At 72.1% G+C, this 19,256-nt stretch carries 14 protein-coding genes; 2 read left to right on the forward strand and 12 right to left on the reverse strand.

Going from position 1 to position 19,256, the window contains the following annotated elements; all coding sequences use genetic code 11:
• Positions 1 to 129: 129 nt before the first annotated feature.
• Positions 130 to 1,824, reverse strand: coding sequence for an FG-GAP-like repeat-containing protein (locus tag ABZT14_RS25325; protein WP_356306781.1), 1,695 nt, complete (start codon positions 1,822 to 1,824; stop codon positions 130 to 132).
• Positions 1,825 to 2,229: 405 nt separating this feature from the next.
• Between ABZT14_RS25325 and ABZT14_RS25330 the strand changes: the two genes are divergently transcribed.
• Positions 2,230 to 4,776 (forward strand): NACHT domain-containing protein, encoded by a 2,547-nt coding sequence (locus ABZT14_RS25330; protein ID WP_356306784.1) that lies wholly within the window; start codon positions 2,230 to 2,232, stop codon positions 4,774 to 4,776.
• A 188-nt stretch (positions 4,777 to 4,964) separates the two neighbouring features.
• Here ABZT14_RS25330 and ABZT14_RS25335 read toward each other — a convergent pair whose 3' ends face one another.
• From ABZT14_RS25335 to ABZT14_RS25385, 11 genes are all read right to left on the reverse strand, one after another.
• Entirely contained in the window at positions 4,965 to 7,484 is a 2,520-nt protein-coding gene (locus ABZT14_RS25335) for an ATP-dependent Clp protease ATP-binding subunit (protein ID WP_356306787.1), read from the reverse strand.
• A 1,023-nt stretch (positions 7,485 to 8,507) separates the two neighbouring features.
• Positions 8,508 to 8,843 carry an Lsr2 family protein gene (locus ABZT14_RS25340; RefSeq protein WP_356306790.1) on the reverse strand — a complete coding sequence of 112 codons (336 nt, stop codon included), beginning with the start codon at positions 8,841 to 8,843 and terminating at the stop codon, positions 8,508 to 8,510.
• Positions 8,844 to 9,036: 193 nt separating this feature from the next.
• Positions 9,037 to 9,564 (reverse strand): amino-acid N-acetyltransferase, encoded by a 528-nt coding sequence (locus ABZT14_RS25345; RefSeq protein ID WP_356306793.1) that lies wholly within the window; start codon positions 9,562 to 9,564, stop codon positions 9,037 to 9,039.
• Positions 9,565 to 9,669: 105 nt separating this feature from the next.
• Complete coding sequence (locus tag ABZT14_RS25350; protein WP_356306796.1) at positions 9,670 to 10,167, reverse strand: BlaI/MecI/CopY family transcriptional regulator; 498 nt, start codon at positions 10,165 to 10,167, stop codon at positions 9,670 to 9,672.
• 410 nt (positions 10,168 to 10,577) lie between these two features.
• Entirely contained in the window at positions 10,578 to 10,739 is a 162-nt protein-coding gene (locus tag ABZT14_RS25355; protein ID WP_356306799.1) for a hypothetical protein, read from the reverse strand.
• A gap of 165 nt (positions 10,740 to 10,904) precedes the next feature.
• Complete coding sequence (locus tag ABZT14_RS25360) at positions 10,905 to 11,135, reverse strand: hypothetical protein (RefSeq protein WP_356306802.1); 231 nt, start codon at positions 11,133 to 11,135, stop codon at positions 10,905 to 10,907.
• A 1,025-nt stretch (positions 11,136 to 12,160) separates the two neighbouring features.
• A complete protein-coding gene (locus tag ABZT14_RS25365; RefSeq protein ID WP_356306805.1) occupies positions 12,161 to 12,958 on the reverse strand; it encodes a type III pantothenate kinase in 798 nt (265 codons plus the stop codon).
• Between the two features lie 44 nt (positions 12,959 to 13,002).
• Positions 13,003 to 13,992 (reverse strand): carboxylating nicotinate-nucleotide diphosphorylase, encoded by a 990-nt coding sequence (nadC, locus tag ABZT14_RS25370; protein WP_356306808.1) that lies wholly within the window; start codon positions 13,990 to 13,992, stop codon positions 13,003 to 13,005.
• The gene (locus ABZT14_RS25375; protein ID WP_356306811.1) at positions 13,989 to 15,767 is read right to left on the reverse strand and encodes an L-aspartate oxidase; all 1,779 of its coding nucleotides are present in this window, start codon (positions 15,765 to 15,767) and stop codon (positions 13,989 to 13,991) included. Before ABZT14_RS25375 ends, nadC begins: the two co-directional genes overlap by 4 nt.
• The gene (gene panC / locus ABZT14_RS25380; RefSeq protein ID WP_356306820.1) at positions 15,764 to 16,618 is read right to left on the reverse strand and encodes a pantoate--beta-alanine ligase; all 855 of its coding nucleotides are present in this window, start codon (positions 16,616 to 16,618) and stop codon (positions 15,764 to 15,766) included. The genes ABZT14_RS25375 and panC overlap by 4 nt, the downstream gene beginning before the upstream one ends.
• A gap of 50 nt (positions 16,619 to 16,668) precedes the next feature.
• Positions 16,669 to 17,595: a DUF2520 domain-containing protein gene (locus tag ABZT14_RS25385; protein WP_356306814.1), complete on the reverse strand. Its 927-nt coding sequence runs from the start codon at positions 17,593 to 17,595 to the stop codon at positions 16,669 to 16,671.
• Positions 17,596 to 17,748: 153 nt separating this feature from the next.
• Between ABZT14_RS25385 and ABZT14_RS25390 the strand changes: the two genes are divergently transcribed.
• Complete coding sequence (locus tag ABZT14_RS25390) at positions 17,749 to 18,939, forward strand: beta-eliminating lyase-related protein (RefSeq protein ID WP_356306817.1); 1,191 nt, start codon at positions 17,749 to 17,751, stop codon at positions 18,937 to 18,939.
• Positions 18,940 to 19,256: the final 317 nt, after the last annotated feature.

Genomic DNA, 19,256 nt, shown 5'->3' on the forward strand with positions numbered 1-19,256 from the left:
AGCACCCCACCCACCACAAAACCTGTGACAACCCGACCCCGCCCCACCCGCCCCCAACCCAAACCCCACCGCCAACGCACCCCTCACACACCCCCCCTCCTCACACCCCCTCACGCCCCCCACCCCACCTCACCGACCGAGTGCGGCCCCCAGCCCCCCACCGGTCCCAGGGGCACCGATCGCCCCCGGACCCATGGACCAGGAACGACGGGTGGCCAGCCCCGAGGGGCTGCTGGGGACGACCCAGACGGCGCCGCTGTCCTTCTCGGCACCGTCCTGGCCGGGAGCGCCCATGACGAGGTCGTCCTTACGGTCGCCGTTGGTGTCCATGAGGGTGACCGCCGCGCCCAGGAGGTCACCCCGCTCGGGGATGCCGGGGATCGCGGACTGCTCCTGCGTGAAGTGGCGGGCCCCCTCCGCGCTGAGCCCCTTGGTAGCGCCACGGAGCAGCAGCACCCCACCGCCGGCGGGCGCTCCGCCGCCCGAACCGTCTCCTCCGGTGGCCGCCTGGCGGTGGCCGTGACCGGTGCTGGCCTGGCCGAGGTGGGCGCCGTTCCGGCCCGGGTGGGCGCCGCCCTTGTCGCGGTGCCGCGCTGTGGCGCCGTCACCGCCGCGTACTCCCTCTTCGTCACGCTTCGGACGGGCCTCGTCCCAGGCGGGCAACCCCACCACCAGGTCGGCGCAGCCGTCACCGTCGACGTCGCCGGCGGTGAGGGCGGTACCGAACCGGTCGCCCAACTCGTCGCGTCCCGGCATCCCGGGGCTGTCCCGCTGGATCAGGCGGCCGTGACGGGTCGGCCCCTTGGCGGAACCGCGCACGATGCGTAGCGCGCCGGGACCGTCGTGGTCGCCGGACCGCCCGGGCGCGGCCACCCGGAGTACCAGGTCGCCGTAGCCGTCCCGGTCGGTGTCGCCGATGGTGGCGGCGGTGGCCGCTGGAAGTCGGCGGGCGGACGGTCGCGGGCCCGCCGTGGTGCCGTGCCAGTACCGGGTGGGTGTACGGGGGGCGCCCTCGGGCGCGAGTTGCAGAAGCTCGTCCTTGCCGTCCCCGTTGAGGTCGCCGGCGAGCAGGTGGGGGTCGCGCCCGGAGGTGCTCGCGGTCCGGGCGGGCGCCCCGGCGAGGGGGCTGTTCTTCCTGGGTTCGCCCTCACTGTTGAACGGGCCGTACAGCACCCGCAGGGGGCGGGGCGCGACCTCGGACCTGGCGTCGGAGGGGGCGCTGTCCAGGGTGACCAGGTCGGTGTTGCCGTCCCCGTTGAGGTCGCCGGCCGCGAGGGAGGAGCCGTCGGCGTGGAGGGACTCGGGGGTGGCCTGCCCGGCGGTGAGGCCGCTCCGGGAGCCGAACAGCACGACGAGGCGTCCCCGGGGCCCGGCGGGTACGGCGAGGTCGGTGTAGCCGTCGGCGTCCAGGTCACGGGCGGCGGTGACCTGCCCCAACCGGGCGTCGCGGCGGGCGGGGAAGGGTATCCGCTCGCCTTCGGCGGACAGCAGTTGCCGTTTCCCGGGGTTGGCGCCGCGTGCGGAGCCGTACACCACGGCGAGGTAGCCGGCGTTCTTCTTCCCTTCGGTGGTGGCGTGGGGCGCGGCGAGCACCAGGTCCTCGTAGCCGTCGTTGTTGAAGTCGACCTTGGGTGGCAGCCCGGCGGGGCGGGCCGCGGCGGTGGCGCGGGTGCGGCTGGTCTCGTAGGAGGCGCCCTGGGAGAGGGCGCCGGCCTCCACGGCGACGACGCTGCCCACCACGACCAGGGACACCGCGACGGCAAGGCTTCTGCGGGAGGCCAGGCCGCGCGGCAGGCGGCGGGTGAGAAGGCTGGGCGGGCGCACTTGTCCTCCAGATGGTCCAGCTCAGCGGCCAATCCGGGGCCGTTCACCGCCCGTGGCGGTGGACGGTCGACGCCCGGTACGGGGGGTGGCGTGCTGTCGTCTTGGGTGTGGACGCCCTCGGGGTTCCACACGGCGGCTCACCTCCTAGGACGCCAGGGTCACCGTCACGGTTGCCTGGGCCCGGGCGGCGCCGCACGGAACGACGCGCACCGCCCGTACCGGTGCATGTCGGGCTCCCCCACCGGGAGTTGTCCCGTCGTCCGGGGGCCGGGGCACCGCCCTTCTCCGGCCGGAAACGCCACCCCCTGACTGTCCGTCAACCGACTACCCTGGCTCGGAGGTACGGCGCACGAACCCCCCGCACACCGTCAACCGCCCCGTGCACGAAGGCCATTGGGAGCAACCATGCAGCCCGCGGTACGCCTCTCGTCCGCCGACATCGCCCCACTGATCGGGCGGTTGCTGCGTGCCCGTCCCCTTCCCGTCGGGGAGGAGCTGATCGCCTCCCAGGTGGCGTTCCGGGGCGCGAACCCCACCCTGGACCACGCCGGTCTGGAGTCACTGGCCGCCGGGATGGTGGAGCTGGGGGCCAGCGCGGGGTATCCGCCGCCGGACGAACGGCGGGCGGTGGGCGAGCAGTTGGCGCGGATGCTGGCGACCATGGGCGAGCTGGAGGTCACCGACGTCCAGGCGGTACGCGACGGGGCCCACGCCTACGCGCGCAGACTGCGCGCCGCCGCTCCGGGGCCGGAGCGGGCGCTGACCTTCCGGGCGGCCAGCTTCCACGACAGCCTGCTGGACAACGTCTGCCTGCACCTGTTGCACCACCTCACCCAGCGTTCGGCGTACATCGCCGAGCACCTGGGCGAGCGTGGCCACCGTATCGGCCAGTTAGTGGACCTCAACGACGTGGCAATCCTTCGCGATCCGACACCGCCGAGCCAGGACTCCGAGTTCGAGGCGCGCTACCTGCGCGCCACCGCCCGGCTGCACGACCAGGTCACCATCTACGGCATCGACCTGCCCAACGCGCCGGCGAGTTGGCCGCTGCACGCGACCTATCTGAGCCTGGACGCGGAGGTGGAGCCCACCCAGGACGGCGAGCAGTCCATGGTGGCCGCCGAGCACGCGCTGACCAGCCAGGAACGGGTGCTGTTACGCGGGGCGGCGGGGTCGGGCAAGACCACCCTCATCCAGTGGCTCGCGGTCACCACGGCCGAGGACCGGCTGCCCAACCGGTTGGCGCAGCTGCGGGGGCGTATCCCCTTCGTGCTGCCGGTGCGCCGGTTCGCCCGGGACGGTTTCCCCGCCCCCGACGAGCTGTTGAGTCGGGTGGACCACCCGCTGGCGGAGGAGGCACCCGAGGGCTGGGTGATACGGGTGCTGACCGCCGGGCGCGGTCTGCTGCTGGTGGACGGCATCGACGAGGCGCCGGAGGGCGAACGGGCCCGGCTGCGGGACCAGTTGCGCAGGCTGCTGCGGATCTACTCCGGCAACACCTGCCTGGTCACCTCCCGTCCCTCGGCGGTGGACGAGGGGTGGCTGGCCGACGAGGGCTTCCACGAGCTGCTGCTGGCCCCGATGAACCGGGAGCAGGTGATGGCCTTCATCACCGCCTGGCACACGGCCGCCGCGGCGGACCAGGGCGACGACCACGACCAGTTGCCGGGCTACCAGGAGCGGTTGCTGCGTTCGGTACGGCTGTTCCGGGAGCTGCGGCAGATCGCCACCAACCCGCTGATGTGCGGGCTGATCTGCGCGTTGAACCGGGACCGTTTCGGTGTGCTGCCGCAGGGCCGCAAGGCCTTGTACGAGGCGGCGATGAACATGCTGCTCCAGCGCCGGGACCCGGAGCGGGAGGTGCTGCACGCGGACGACATCGACCTGGAGCGCGAGCAGCGGCAACGGCTGCTGCAGAAGCTGGCGTACTGGTCGCTGGACCACGGCCGCCCCCGGTTGGAGCGGGAGCGGGCGGTGGCCATCCTGGAGGAGTCGCTGCGCTTCCTCCCGGCCGCGCGCCGGCAGGGGGACGGGGAACGCATCCTGGACCATCTGGTGCACCGCACCGGGATGCTGCGCGAACAGCCGTACACGGCGGTGGAGTTCACCCACCGCACCTTCCAGGACTATCTGGGTGCCAAGGAGTTCGTGGAACGCGGGCAGTACCTGTCCCTGGTGGACCACGCCCACGAGACGGAGTGGGAGGAGGTCATCAGGATGGCCACCGCCCACGCCCGGCCGGACGAGTGCGCCGCCTTCCTGGAACGGTTGATGGCGCCCTGCCCCCAGTTGTCGGTGCGGGAGCGCAAGCACCGTCGGTTGATGGCGGTGGCCTGCATGGACCACGCGGGCGAGCTGGACCCGGCGACGCGCGAGCACGTACTGCGGGACACCCGCTTCATGGTGCGGCCCAGTGACGAGCGGGGCGCCCGGGGGCTGGGCTGGGTGGGGCCGATCGTGCTGGAGCTGCTGCCGGAGGCCCCGGAGGAGCTGCCCGCGGAGGAGGCGTACCGGCTGGCGGTCACCGCGACCCGGGTGCAGGACGACGCGGCCATCGACTACCTGGTACGGCTGCGGGACCACCCCTCGCTGCGGGTACGGGCCGAGTTGGCGCGCCCCTGGCGGCACTTCGACACCGAGCGGTACGCCGAGGAGATCATCGCCCATCTGGACCCGGAGGGCCTGTACTTCCCGGTGTCGGACGAGGCCGAGCTGACCGCGCTGCGGAAGCTGGGCGGCCGTGACCGGATCCAGGTGATCGACGAGTTGACCCCGGAGCAGCTGGTCGAGGGCCTGGTACGGGAACGGGTCACCCATCTGTGGCTGACCGCCGACCTGGGCGGGGCCATGGAGTGGCTGAGCGCCTTCCCGCAGTTGCACACCCTGCGGGTGAGCCCCCGGCTGGACCGGGTGACCGGGGTGCCGGAGGGCATCCGTATCACCTACCGCTGAGCCGGTAACCCCGTTCCGGGGCCGCTGCCCGGGTACGGGTACGGCCCTGGGGCCGGGCGGGCGCGGCCCCAGGGCCGGCGGGGATTCCCCGGGCGGAGCGAAGGGGCCGGCGCGCTCGGCGCCGGCCCCTTCCTCACTCGATGTGCTCACCGCTCCCCGGCCAGAGGGGGCGGCTCATCGGGTGTCCGTCAGGCCTCCTTGGAGAGGTTCGGGCCACCGGCGGCCTCCACCGGAGGGGCGTCCGGGAGCGCGGACTTCTCCTCGCCCCGGAAGGTGAAGGTCTCGGCCTCACCCTCGCCCTCGGTCTCCACCACCACGATGTGACCGGGCCGCAGCTCGCCGAAGAGGATCTTCTCCGAGAGCACGTCCTCGATCTCCCGCTGGATGGTCCGGCGCAGGGGCCGGGCGCCGAGCACCGGGTCGTAGCCCTTCTTGGCGAGCAGCTTCTTGGCGTCACCGCTCAGCTCGATGCCCATGTCGCGGTCCTTGAGCCGCTCGTCCACCTTGTCGATCATCAGGTCGACGATCTGGATGATGTCCTCCTGCGTGAGCTGGTGGAACACCACGGTGTCGTCGACACGGTTGAGGAACTCGGGGCGGAAGTGCTGCTTCAGCTCGTCGTTGACCTTGGCCTTCATCCGCTCGTACCCGGTCTTGACGTCGCCCTGGGCGGCGAAGCCCAGGTTGAAGCCCTTGGAGATGTCCCGGGTGCCGAGGTTGGTGGTCATGATGATGACCGTGTTCTTGAAGTCCACGACCCGGCCCTGGGAGTCGGTCAGCCGACCGTCCTCCAGGATCTGCAACAGGGAGTTGAAGATGTCCGGGTGGGCCTTCTCCACCTCGTCGAAGAGGACCACGGAGAACGGCTTGCGGCGGACCTTCTCGGTCAGCTGGCCGCCCTCCTCGTAGCCGACGTACCCGGGGGGCGAACCGAACAGCCGGGACACGGTGTGCTTCTCGCTGAACTCGGACATGTCCAGGGAGATCATCGCGTCCTCGTCGCCGAACAGGAACTCGGCGAGCGTCTTGGACAGCTCGGTCTTACCCACACCGGACGGGCCGGCGAAGATGAAGGAACCACCGGGGCGCTTGGGGTCCTTCAGGCCGGCACGCGTACGCCGGATGGCCTGCGAGAGCGCCTTGATGGCGTCCTTCTGACCGATGACGCGCTTGTGCAGCTCGTCCTCCATGCGCAGCAGCCGGGAGGACTCCTCCTCGGTGAGCTTGAAGACGGGGATGCCGGTGGAGGCGGCCAGCACCTCGGCGATCAGCTCCTCGTCCACCTCGGCGACGACGTCCATGTCGCCGGCCTTCCACTCCTTCTCCCGCTTGGCCTTCTGGGCCAGCAGCTGCTTCTCGGAGTCGCGCAGGGAAGCGGCCTTCTCGAAGTCCTGCGAGTCGATCGCGGACTCCTTGTCACGGCGGACCGTGGCGATCTTCTCGTCGAACTCGCGCAGGTCCGGCGGAGCGGTCATCCGGCGGATACGCATCCGGGAGCCGGCCTCGTCGATGAGGTCGATGGCCTTGTCCGGGAGGTACCGGTCGGAGATGTAGCGGTCGGCGAGCTGGGCGGCGGCCACCAGCGCGGAGTCGGTGATCGAGACGCGGTGGTGGGCCTCGTACCGGTCACGCAGACCCTTGAGGATCTCGATGGTGTGCGGCAGCGTCGGCTCGGCCACCTGGATCGGCTGGAAACGACGCTCCAGGGCGGCGTCCTTCTCCAGGTACTTGCGGTACTCGTCCAGGGTGGTGGCGCCGATCGTCTGCAGCTCGCCCCGGGCCAGCATCGGCTTGAGGATGCTGGCGGCGTCGATGGCGCCCTCGGCGGCGCCCGCGCCCACCAGGGTGTGCAGCTCGTCGATGAACAGGATGATGTCGCCGCGGGTGCGGATCTCCTTGAGGACCTTCTTCAGCCGCTCCTCGAAGTCACCGCGGTAACGCGAACCGGCGACCAGGGCGCCGAGGTCCAGGGTGTAGAGGTGCTTGTCCTTGAGGGTCTCGGGAACCTCGCCCTTGACGATGGCCTGGGCCAGCCCCTCCACCACGGCGGTCTTACCGACGCCGGGCTCACCGATCAGCACCGGGTTGTTCTTGGTGCGCCGGGAGAGGACCTGCATGACCCGCTCGATCTCCTTCTCGCGCCCGATGACGGGGTCGAGCTTGGATTCGCGGGCGGCCTGGGTGAGGTTGCGGCCGAACTGGTCCAGCACCAGGGAGGTGGACGGGGTGCCCTCGGCGGGGCCACCGGCGGTCGCGGCCTCCTTGCCGCCGGAGTAACCGGACAGCAGCTGGATGACCTGCTGGCGCACCCGGTTGAGGTCGGCGCCCAGCTTCACCAGGACCTGGGCCGCGACGCCTTCGCCCTCGCGGATCAGGCCGAGCAGGATGTGCTCGGTGCCGATGTAGTTGTGGCCGAGCTGGAGCGCCTCACGGAGGGACAGCTCCAGCACCTTCTTGGCCCGGGGGGTGAAGGGGATGTGGCCGGACGGGGCCTGCTGGCCCTGGCCGATGATCTCCTCCACCTGTTGACGGACAGCCTCAAGCGAGATCCCGAGGCTCTCCAGTGCCTTAGCGGCAACACCCTCTCCCTCGTGGATCAGGCCCAGAAGGATGTGCTCGGTGCCGATGTAGTTGTGGTTGAGCATCCGGGCTTCTTCCTGAGCCAGGACGACAACCCGCCGCGCACGGTCGGTGAACCTCTCGAACATCGTTAATCGCTCCTCAGAGCGGTCAGGCAGTGAGGGGTCCGTCCCCTCTCTGTCCTTCCGCAGCTTAGTCCCGCAAGCGAGGACCGCTCAGGATCATCCCCGCACGTACGGAGACTTCCAGCACTGGCCCCTCGGCCCAAACAGTGGACAACTGTCCCAACCTCGATGGTGCGAGACGATGTTCCCGCAGGCCAAGCTCGATCGCCCGGATCCCCTACGCCGACGGCGAACGCTCCGCGTTCGGCACTCCGCCAACTGATGGTCGTCATCGGTACGCACCCCCGTCCCACTAGGGACTTCCTACCCGGCGACACTGACAGTCCATGCCGGGTGCACCATAGGCATCCGCTACGGGCGAACAGAGTTGTCAGACCGACGAAGTGGGGTAACGCCCAGCGGACCCGGAGTCGGCGACTCGGCCGGGGCGCGCCGTACCGGCGCGGAGGGTCACGACCTGGCTCTGCCCGGTGTCGGGCGGCTGACGGTCCGGCGGGCTTCCGGTACGGGCGGTGACGGCGCCTGGGCGCGCTCACCACGGCGGTCGTCCGCGCGGGTGGTGGGCGCCGGCCCACAGGGGGCCCGAGGGCGTCCGGGCGGCCCGGTGCGGGCGCGCCTCCTCACCTCAGGCCTCTCCCCTGACGCGGTCTCGCCGGCCGGGCCCGGGTTCGCCCGGGTCACGGTGGGCGGACGTACGGGCGGGGTGCCCCGGTCTCCTGGCGGGGTCCACAGGGGGAGGGCTCCCGTCAGGGCGGTGGACCGGGTCACGCCCCCTTCCGGGGGCGGGGGCACCTCCGACGCCGTACGTCACGCCCGGGTGCTGTGCCGTGCTCGTTTCCTCGTGCGTCAACGCTCCCGGTACGACGCGCACCGTTCCGGCTCGCGCCGCGATCGGCGCGCCGACCGTCGGTTCCGCTGTCGTCGCTGGCCGGCCCCGCTTGGCCGGCCAGTTCGCGCTCGGCCGTGAGGCGTGCCCCCCACGGGGCTCTCCGGCCGGCGGTCCGAGAAGTTGACCGTGGTGGCGGTTCAGCCGTTGGCCTTCTCGTAGGCCTCGCGGATGTTGGCCGGCACCCGACCTCGGTCATTCACCTCGTATCCGTTGTCCTTGGCCCAGGCGCGGATCTTCGCGGTGTCCTGGGCACTGGAACCGCCGGACTGGGCGCGACCCTTTCCACGGCTGCGCTGCCCGGTGGCCCGACGGCCATTCTTCAGATACGGCTCAAGGGCGTCCCTCAGCTTGTCCGCATTAGCCGTGGTGAGGTCAATCTCGTAGCTCTTGCCGTCAAGGGCGAACGTTACGGTCTCGTCGGCCTCGCCACCGTCGAGGTCATCAACAAGAAGGACCTGAACCTTCTGTGCCACGTGTTTGCTCCCATTCCTAGCCACTGACCTTCGGCATCTTCGGTCCGCCTCAGGCTTCCCTCTCGAATACCGAATACCGATACTGCCGACGAAAGCAAACCCCTTTTCCCGTAAAAACACAAACCCTGGGGCGGAACCGCATCGATCACGAGCGAGATTCCCGGGATTTTTCGGACATAGCGGAGCGGTGGTCTCAGAGACGCAGCAGCATACGACTGTTGCCCAGGGTGTTGGGCTTCACTCGTTCGAGACCGAGGAACTCGGCGACTCCCTCGTCGGGGGAACGGAGCAGCTCGCTGTACACGTCGGTGTCCACCGGGGTCTCCCCGATCTCGACGAAGCCGTGCTTGGAGAAGAACTCCACTTCGAAGGTGAGGCAGAAAATGCGGCGTACGCCGATCCAGCGAGCCGTCTGTAGCAGCTTCTCCAGTAGCAGATGCCCCACCCCGGCGCCCTTCAACTCCGGGTCGACGGCGAGAGTTCGCACCTCGGCCAGGTCCTCCCACATGACGTGCAGCGCTCCACAGGCGACCACCTCGGCGTCGTGGTCCCGTTCGGCCACCCAGAACTCCTGGATGTCCTCGAAAAGCGTCACGGTGGGCTTGTTGAGCAGGATGCGGTCACGGGAGTAGGTCTCGATGAGGCGTCGCACCGACCGCACGTCCGCGGTCCTGGCGCGACGTACGGTCACCTCGGTGGGAGAAGTCCCGGCAACTGCCATGAAGCGACGTTATCGCCCGCCTTCCGCCTCCCCCTCGCCGGGGTCGGGACATCGCTCCGGTGTTTCCGTCACGCTTCTCGCCCTTCCCCTCGGCATAGCGGAGGACTAGCCGCCCGGGTGGCCGCTCTCGCCGGCCGGGGTTTCCCCGAGGGGAACGTGACGCTCCCCTCTCTCCGGCGGTTCCTCGGGCCCGGTTTCCCCGACGGCTTCCTCGTCCCGGGTGGTCGAGTCCAGGTGTACGCCGTTCAGTCTCAGTACCCGCAGGGCGTCCCGTAGGGCCTGTCGCTGTTCCGGCGACATCATGCCGAAGAAGTCGACGAGCGCGGCGGCGAGATTGTCACTGGACGACCACGCCTCGTTCATCAGGGCCGCCGAGTAGGCGGCACGGGTGGACACCGCCTCATATCGATAGGCACGGCCTTCCTGTTGGCGTCGGACCCAGCCCTTCTGATGCAGGTTGTCCATTACCGTCATCACCGTGGTGTAGGCGATGGAGCGTTCCCGTTGCAGATCTTCCAGCACTTCTCGGACAGTGACCGGGCGGTTCCACTCCCATACCCGCGTCATCACGGCGTCTTCCAGCTCTCCCAATGGTCGAGGCACACGAGAATAATAGGGGCAGATGCCCAAATTGCCCTGCGGACCAGCGCTTTTGGGTTACCGCCTCCGTACGGTGAGCCAACGGCAAGCGGGCGGAAGGTGATCAATGAACCCCCGGTCCGGGAACTCTTCCACCCCTCGAAGGACACGGAAGGGCGCGGAAGGTCACTCAGGACCCAAGACCGAACACGGGTCACGGCACGGAAGACCGTGGGGTAAGGGGGTGACCGTAACGGCCAACCGTGAATACCGAATATCGCTCGGTGACCGTTCACATCCACGGGGGATGCCGAACCCGACAACTTCCGTACCGCAAAAGGACGTTGTCCACGAAGCCGCTCCCCACCAACTCCACGGGGGACGGTCGGCGTACCCGACCGGAACGTCACCGGAAGGGCGTACGGGGTGGGGCGTCAGTCGGCGTCGCGGGCGGCGCGCCGCTCCATGGCGGCGTCCACGGCGGCGTCCTCCTTGGCCTTGTTCGGACCGCCCTGGCTCTTGACGATGGTGACGATCAGGGCCGTGAAGGCCACCGCCATCACCGTGGGCGGGGTCAACGCCGCGATGTACTCCATGGGTGCCGGCCTCCTCGAACGCGGGGTTCCAGCGTAGTCCGCGCCCCGTACGGCCTCCGAACCGGGGAGCCCTCGGTCGGCTGTGACCCCGGGGCCACAGCTGACCGGGGCGGCGTCGAAGGGGAGCCGCCGCCCCGGTGGCCGCGACAGCCGTGGAGCCGGCCGTCAGTCGGTGGGTTCCGCTCCCTCGCCCGGAGGCGTCCGGGGCCGCTTGCGGGGTGGGAAGACCTCGGCCGGTGTGGGCACCGGCCGGGAGGGCTTGGCGGGCGGAGACTGCGAGGGCTTCTGGGCCCGCTGGGGTTGGCGGGTCCCGCGTTCGTCCGCCTCGCCCCGTTCGGCGTGGGTGCGCTCGGCAGCCGAGCGTTCGGTGTCCTGTCCTTGGCGCCGGGTGGTCATCCGCCTGCCTCCCTCGTCGTCTGCGGCCGTACGCCCGAAGGGCGGCGGCCACGGTCGTGACCTCGGGTTCCGCTCGTCCGACCAGTCGTGGCGGGCCAGCGGGGGTCGGTGTCGTCGGGCCTGCCGACGTACGGGGCTCTCCCGCCCGGTGGGGCGGGTACGTGGCCGGCGTGGCCGGCGCCCGGCGGCCCGTACGGCGACTCCGCGCTGCCCGCCCGCGCCTCGCGGAGGCGGTCCGGGGTGGCGGCCGGGAGGGGGCGGGAGCGCCGCCCGGGGGCGACGTCGACCGCCGGGGTGGGCCGGGGGCGGCCGTCCACGGCGGGTACCGCGCGGCCGGGCGCCGGTCGGGGCGTGCCCGTGGGCGGGAGGGCGCCCTCCGGTGGGGTCGGCGCGGTGGCCCGCCGGGGCCTCGGGGCCCCACGGAGCACGGGCGGACCCTCCACGCTGAGGGCCCCTCCGCCTCGGAAGCCGTATGGAGTCGACATGAGGTCGACTTTAAGTGCTAAGCGGACAAAACAGGCACCCGGGGAGGTCGTGGCGTGGTGCCACACCCCCGTACGGCCCCCGCCACCACGGGTCGGAGCCGCCGTTGACCCCACCGACCCCGGTTCACCCGAAACGGGCTCTCGCGGTGACCGCCCTCCGTCGGCACCGACCGCCGGCGCCCACCGCCACGAGGGCCGGACACCCGGTACGGAACCGTGTTCCGTACCGCACGCGGCCCCTCAGTGCCCCTCACGGTCACCGAACACACCGCCGGCCCCGGCCCACCGGGCCAGGTCCTCGGGCGCACCGCCCAAGGACCTCCGGGGGCAGCGGAGGACACCGCGCCGCGACCACCAGGGCGGGGGCGGCCCAGACCGCCCGGAGCCCGCGCCGCCACGAGGCCGGCCCGCAGGCGCGGCCCGTACACCTCACGGCCCCGCCGCCCGACCCCACGGCCACCGGTACGGGACAGGGCGACGCCACGGAACCGGGCCTCGGCAACCGCCCACGAACCGGTGGCGGAGGGCCGGGGGCGGACCTCAGGTGCGGCCCACGTTCCTCTCGTACACCAGGCGCAGACCGATCAGGGTCAGCCAGGGCTCGTGCTCGTCGATCACCGACGCCTCCCCCAGCACCATCGGGGCCAGCCCCCCGGTCGCGATCACCGTCACGTCGTCCGGGTCGTCCGCCAGCTCGGCGGCCATGCGGTTCACCACCCCGTCGACCTGACCCGCGAACCCGTACAGCACACCGGCCTGCATGGCCTCCACGGTGTTCTTGCCGATCACGTTGCGGGGGCGGGCCAGCTCGATCTTCCGCAACGCCGCGCCCTTCACCCCCAGCGCCTCCACCGAGATCTCGATACCCGGCGAGATCACCCCGCCCACGTACTCCCCCCGGGCCGACACCGCGTCGAAGGTGGTCGCGGTGCCGAAGTCCACCACCACGCAGGGGCCGCCGTACAACTCCACCGCCGCCAGCGCGTTGATCACCCGGTCCGCGCCGACCTCCTTGGGGTTGTCCATCAGCACCGGCACGCCGGTCTTCACACCCGGCTCCACCAGTACCGCCGGGATGTCGCCGTAGTAACGACGGGTCACCTCACGCAGCTCGTGCAGCACCGAGGGCACCGTCGAGCAGATCGCGATCCCGTCGACGCTGTCCCCCAACTCCTCGCCCAGCAGCGGATGCATCCCCATCAACCCCTGGAGCAGCACCGCGAGTTCGTCCGCCGTACGACGGGCGTCGGTGGAGATCCGCCAGTGCTCGACGATCTCCTCACCGTCGAACAGACCCAGCACCGTGTGGGTGTTGCCTACGTCAATGGTCAGCAGCATGGGGTGTTCCGGTTCCAGTCCAGTAATCGTGGGGTGACGGGCACTCAGCCCTCCTCGCGGAGGTCCAGTCCGATGTCCAGGATGGGGGAGGAGTGGGTCAGCGCGCCCACCGCCAGATAGCGCACCCCGGTGGCCGCGTACGCCCGGGCGTTGTCCAGGGACAGCCGGCCCGAGGACTCCAGCACCGCCCGGCCGGCCACCAGACGCACCGCCTCGGCCGTCTCCTCCGGGGAGAAGTTGTCCAACAGGACCAGGTCGGCGCCCTCGGCCAGCACCGGCTCGATCTGCTCCAGCCGGTCCACCTCCACCTCGATCGGCACGTCCTTCCGCGCCTGACGCACCAGCCGGAACGCCTCCGCCACGCCCCCGGCCGCCACCACGTGGTTGTCCTTCACCAGAGCCGCGTCCGACAGCGACATCCGGTGGTTGACCCCACCCCCGCAGCGCACCGCGTACTTCTCCAACGCCCGCAGCCCGGGCGTCGTCTTACGGGTGTCCCGCACCGACGCCCCCGTACCCTCCAACGCGTCCGCCCACCGGCGGGTCGCCGTGGCCACCCCCGACAGCCGGCACAGCAGGTTCAACGCGCTGCGCTCCGCCGTCAGCAGGTCACGGGTCCGCGCCCGTACCGTCAACAGCACCTCGCCCGCGGCCACCCGGGCGCCGTCCTCCACCGGGCGCTCCACCTCGAACTCCTCCGCGCACACCACCGACAGCACCGCCTCCGCCACCCGCAGGCCCGCCACCGTGCCGGCCTCCCGGGCGGTGAAGTCCCCCGCGCAGACGGCCTGTTCGGGCACCGTGGCCAGCGTCGTCACGTCCGGGCCCCAGGCCAGGTCCTCCGCCAGCGCCACCTGCGCCACGTCCTCCACCTGGACCGGGTCCAGGCCGGCGTCGGACAGCAGCCGCGCCAGGTCCGGGTCCAGCCCGCACTCCGGCTCGTGGCCGGCGCCGCAGCCGCAGGAGTCCCCGCAGCCGTCCCCGGCGCCCTCGGCCAACGGCAGCTCGCCCGGTACGGATGTCTGGCTGTTCACGGGTGCTCCCCCTCGGGTGTGGCCCCCCGCCACGGCACGGGCGGGAAGGCGGTGGACTCGGTACCACGGATCACGGGCTCCAGGCCGCCCCACGAGGCGGTGCCAGGCCGAACACTACGGTGCGGCGACCGGGGCCGCAGGGACACCCGCAGATGCCGCCGCCACTCCCCGTCCACCCGCTCCGGGTGGTCCTCCCGCCAGTGGCAGCCCCGGGTCTCGGTACGGCGCTCCGCCGAGGCGACCAGCACCCGGGCGACCAGGTACAGGTTGGTCACCTCCCAGGCGTCCACGCTCGGCACCCCCTTGGCCTCCGCCCCCTCCGCGCCGACCCCCGCCACCAGGGCGTCCAGCGCCGCCGCCGCCTCCGCCAAAGTCTCCCGCGACCTCAACACCCCCGCGCCCCGCGTCATGATCCGCTGGACCACCGTCCGGGCCTCCGCAGGCAGCAACGGCGCCGTCGGCACCACCCCCGCCTCCGGTCCCGGCGCGGTACGGCCGGCACGGTCCTCCCGTACCGCCTCCGCGATCCGCTCGGCGAACACCAGGCCCTCCAGCAGGGAGTTCGAGGCCAGCCGGTTCGCCCCGTGCACCCCCGTACAGGCCACCTCCCCGCAGGCGTACAGGCCCGGCACCGTCGTACGGCCCGACAGGTCGGTACGCACTCCGCCCGAGGCGTAGTGGGCGGCCGGCGACACCGGGACCGGCTCGGTCACCGGATCGATACCGTGCGCCCGGCAGGCCGCCAGGATCGTGGGGAACCGCCGCTCCCACATGGCGGCGCCGAAGTGCCGGGCGTCCAGGAACATCCGGTCCGCGCCCGTCTCCCGCATCCGCCGCATGATGCCCTTGGCCACCACGTCCCGCGGCGCCAGCTCCGCCAACTCGTGCTGGCCCACCATGAACCGGGTACCGTCCCCGTCCACCAGGTGGGCGCCCTCACCCCGCACCGCCTCCGAGATCAGCGGCTGCTGCCCCTCCGCCTCCGGCCCCAGGTACAGCACCGTCGGATGGAACTGCACGAACTCCAGGTCCGACACCTCCGCCCCGGCCCGCAACGCCAACGCCACCCCGTCCCCGGTGGACACCGACGGATTGGTCGTCGCCGAGAACACCTGGCCCATCCCCCCGGTGGCCAGCACCACCGCCGGCGCGCGCACCGCGCCCACCCCGTCGTGCTGCCCCTCCCCCATCACATGCAGGGTCACCCCCGCCGTACGGCCCTCACCATCCCGCAACAGGTCCAACACCAGGGCGTTCTCCACCGTACGCAGCGCCCGGCTCCGTACCGCCGCCACCAGCGCACGGGAGATCTCCGCGCCCGTGGCGTCCCCACCCGCGTGCGCGATACGGCGACGATGGTGGCCGCCCTCCCGGGCCAACGCGATCTCCCCGGAAGCGTCCGCGTCGAACACCGCGCCCGCCTCGATCAGCCGCCGCACCGCCCCCGGACCCTCCGTCACCAGCGTCCGCACCGCCGCCTCGTCACACAGCCCCGCGCCGGCCACCAGAGTGTCGTCCAGGTGCTGCCCCGGACTGTCGCCCTCGCCCAGCGCCGCCGCGATACCCCCCTGCGCCCAACGCGTCGAACCGTCGTCCAACCGGGCCTTGGTCACCACCACGGTGCGCAGCCCCAGCTCCACACAGCGCAGCGCGGCCGTCAGGCCGGCCACCCCGGAGCCGACCACCACCACGTCCGCGTCGATCGCCCACCCCGGCTCCGGGGCGGCCAGCCGCGCGGCGCCCCCGGTCGCGGATATGTCCGAGCCGCCAGTCACCGTCTGCCTCCCAGGGCCAGTCGTACGTTGTCGATCAGCCGGGTCGAACCCACCCGGCCGGCCACCGCCAGCACCGCCTCGCCCCGGTGGTCCTCGCCCACCTCGGCGAAGTCCTCGGGGTCCACCAGCGCCAGGTAGTCCAGCTCCAACGGGGGGCGCAGGGACTCCGCCTCCCTCAGCACCGCCCCGGCGGCCGCGCGCACCGCGCCCGCCCCGGCGTCCGCCCGTTCCCGCCCGGCGAACAGCGCCGCCGACAGCGCCAGCGCGGTCACCCGCTCCTCCGGCGACAGGTAGCGGTTACGGCTGGACCGGGCCAGCCCGTCCGGCTCCCGCACCGTCGGCAGTCCGCGCACCTCGACCGCGCCGTCCATGCCGAAGTCCCGCACCATCCGCCGGATCAGCGCCAGTTGCTGCGCGTCCTTCTCCCCGTACAGGGCCACGTCGGCGTCCGTCAGCCGCAACAGCCGGTGCACCACCGTCAACATCCCGTCGAAGTGCCCGGGCCGGAACGCGCCCTCGTACCGCTCCCCCATCGCGCCCGCGCTCACCCGCACCCGGGGCAGTCCCGCCGGGTAGACGGTCGCGGTGTCCGGGGCGAACACCACGTCCACGCCCAGCTCCCGGCACAGCTCCAGGTCGGCGTCCAGAGTGCGCGGATAGCGGTCGTAGTCCTCACCGGGGCCGAACTGGAGGGGGTTCACATAGATCGTCACCACCACCACGTCGCCCGGCGCCGCCCGGTCCCGGGCCTCCCGCACCAGGGTGGCGTGCCCCTCGTGCAGCGCGCCCATGGTCATCACCACCCAGGTACGGCCGCCCGCCCCGGCACGCTCCCGCAACCCGAGAGCCAGCTCCTTCGCGCCACGCGCCACCAGCGGTCCCACCGCCCGCTCCGAGAGGCTCACCGCTCGTCCTCCTCCGCCAGCACACCCAACAGGTCCTCCGCCAGCTCCGCCTTCAACAGCCCCTGGTCCAGGGCCCGGTCGGCCGTCGCCCGGGCCATCGCCAGATAGCCGGCCACCACCCCCGGGGCGTGCCGACGCAGTTCGGCGACGTGCACCGCCACCGTGCCCGCGTCCCCCCGCGCCACCGGCCCGGTCAGGGCCGCATCCCCCGACCGCAACGAGTTGTCCAACGCCGCGCCCAGCAGCGGGCCCAGCATCCGGTCCGGCGCCGACACCCCCGAGGCCCGCAACAGCTCCATCGACTGGGCCACCAGCGTCACCAGGTGGTTGGCGCCCATCGCCAGCGCCGCGTGATACAGCGGCCGGGCCTCCTCGGCCACCCACTCCGGCTCCCCGCCCATCTCGATCACCAGCGCCTCGGCCGCCAACCTCAACTCCTCGGGAGCGGTCACCCCGAACGAACAACCCGCCAGCCGCTGCACGTCCACCTGGGTGCCGGTGAACGTCATCACCGGATGCAGCGCCAACGGCAGGGCACCCGCCCGCAGTGCCCGGTCCAGCACGGTCACCCCGTACCGGCCCGAGGTGTGCACCAGCAGCTGCCCCGGCCGGATCGCCCCGGTGTCCACCAACCCGTTCACCAGCGTCGGCAGGGCGTCGTCCGGCACCGTCAACAGCACCAACTCGGCCTCCGCCAGCACCCGTACCGGCTCCACCAGGGGCACGCCCGGCAGCAGCGCCGCCGCCCGGGCGCGCGAGGCGTCGGACACCCCGGACGCGGCCACCACGCGGTGTCCGGCCAGGCTCAGGGACGCGGCCAGCGCCGACCCGACCCGGCCACTGCCGACCACCCCCACACGCAGCCGCGCGGGACGGTCCTCGGCCCGCTCCCTGGGGCGGGGCTGGGGAGGTTCTGGGTTCACGGAGAGGGACCTTCCGTCCGCCGTTCCGGTCCGACTTCGGGGTACCGGACGTGTCCCGGCCATGCTACGCGCGCCCCCGGGTGCCCCGGTCCGCCGCCGGACGGGACCGTAATCCCGTGGACCGGGCGTACCGGCGGGGGGATGATCCCCCGCATGGAGACAGCTCCCCCAGCCCCCGAGCCACCGCACCCCTCCCCCGAGGTAGCCCCGGACCCCCCGGAGGACCTCGCCGGGCGAGTACGGGAAGCCCACCGTCAGGCCTCCCGGGTACTGGCCCGCTCCTCCACCGCCGAACCCCTGGCGCGCGCCCTGTCCCGGACCGCCGCCGAGGCCGCGCCCCGGTACGACCTCGACCACACCCACCCCGACCTCTACGGCAACGGGCTGGTGGCCGAACTGGAGGAACGCACCGCCCGGGTCCTGGGCAAGGAGGCCGCGCTGTTCTTCCCCACCGGGACCATGGCCCAGCAGATCGCCCTGCGCTGCTGGGCCCAGCGCCTGGACAACCCGCTGGTCGCCCTCCACCCGCTGGCCCACCCCGTGGTCCACGAGGACGAGGCGCTCACCCAGCTCGCCGGGCTGCGCCTGACCCACCCCACCCGGGAACCCCGGCCACCGACCCCACGGGAAGTGGCCGAACTTCCCGAGCCGTTCGGCACCCTGATGCTCGAACTGCCCCTGCGCGACGCGGGGTTCCTGTTGCCCGACTGGGACGAGCTGGTCGCCACCGTGGAGGCCGCGCGGGAACGGGAGGCGGTGGTCCACTTCGACGGGGCCCGACTGTGGGAGTGCGCCCGCCACTTCGGGCGGAGCCTGCCCGAGATCGCCGACCTCGCCGACTCGGTGTACGTCTCCTTCTACAAGTCGCTGGGCGGACTCTCCGGGGCGGCCCTCGCGGGTCCGGCCACCCTGGTCGAGGAGGCCCGGGTCTGGCGGCACCGGTACGGCGGGCTGCCGTTCCAGCAGTGGCCCGCCGCGCTCAGCGCCCTCAACGGCCTGGAACACCGGCTGCCCCGGCTGCCCTCCTTCGTGGACCAGGCGAGGCGGGTGGCCGACGCCCTGGACGAGGGGCTACGAGCGGCCGAGGTGCCCTGGTGGAGGCTCCAGCCCCGGGTACCGCACACCCACCAGTTCCACCTGTGGCTGCCCCACGAGTCCGAGCACCTGATGACGGCGACGGCCACCCAGGCCGAGGAGACGGGGGTCGCCCTGTTCCGGGCCTGGGACGAGCCCGGGCTCCCGCCCGGACTGTCGTTCACCGAGGTCACGGTCACCGAACCCGGCCTGACCTGGACCCCCGAGGAGGTCACCGAGGCCCTGCGGGAGTTCCTGCGGCGGGTGTGAGGGGGGTGGGTTGGGGAGGCGAGTTCCTTGGGAGTGGGTGCGGGCTTGGGGTTCGTTAGGGGTGAGCTTGGGGGCGGGTGCGGGTTTGGGGGTTCGTGGTGAGTGGGGGTGCGAGCTTGGGTCCCTTGGAGGTGGGTTCCTTGGGGGGTGGGTTCCTTGGGGGTTTTCGGTTGGTGCGTGAGGGGCTTGGGCTTGGGGTTCGTGAGGGGTGGGTTTCTTGGTGGGGGCTTAGCACTTGGTGGCTTGGGGTGCTTGGGGCTGCCTCGTGGGGGCTTGGGGTGGGCGGAGGCTTGGTTGGCTTCTTGCGGATTGGGGCC

The organism is Streptomyces sp. NPDC005438 (assembly GCF_040606315.1).
Lineage (GTDB): Bacteria > Actinomycetota > Actinomycetes > Streptomycetales > Streptomycetaceae > Streptomyces.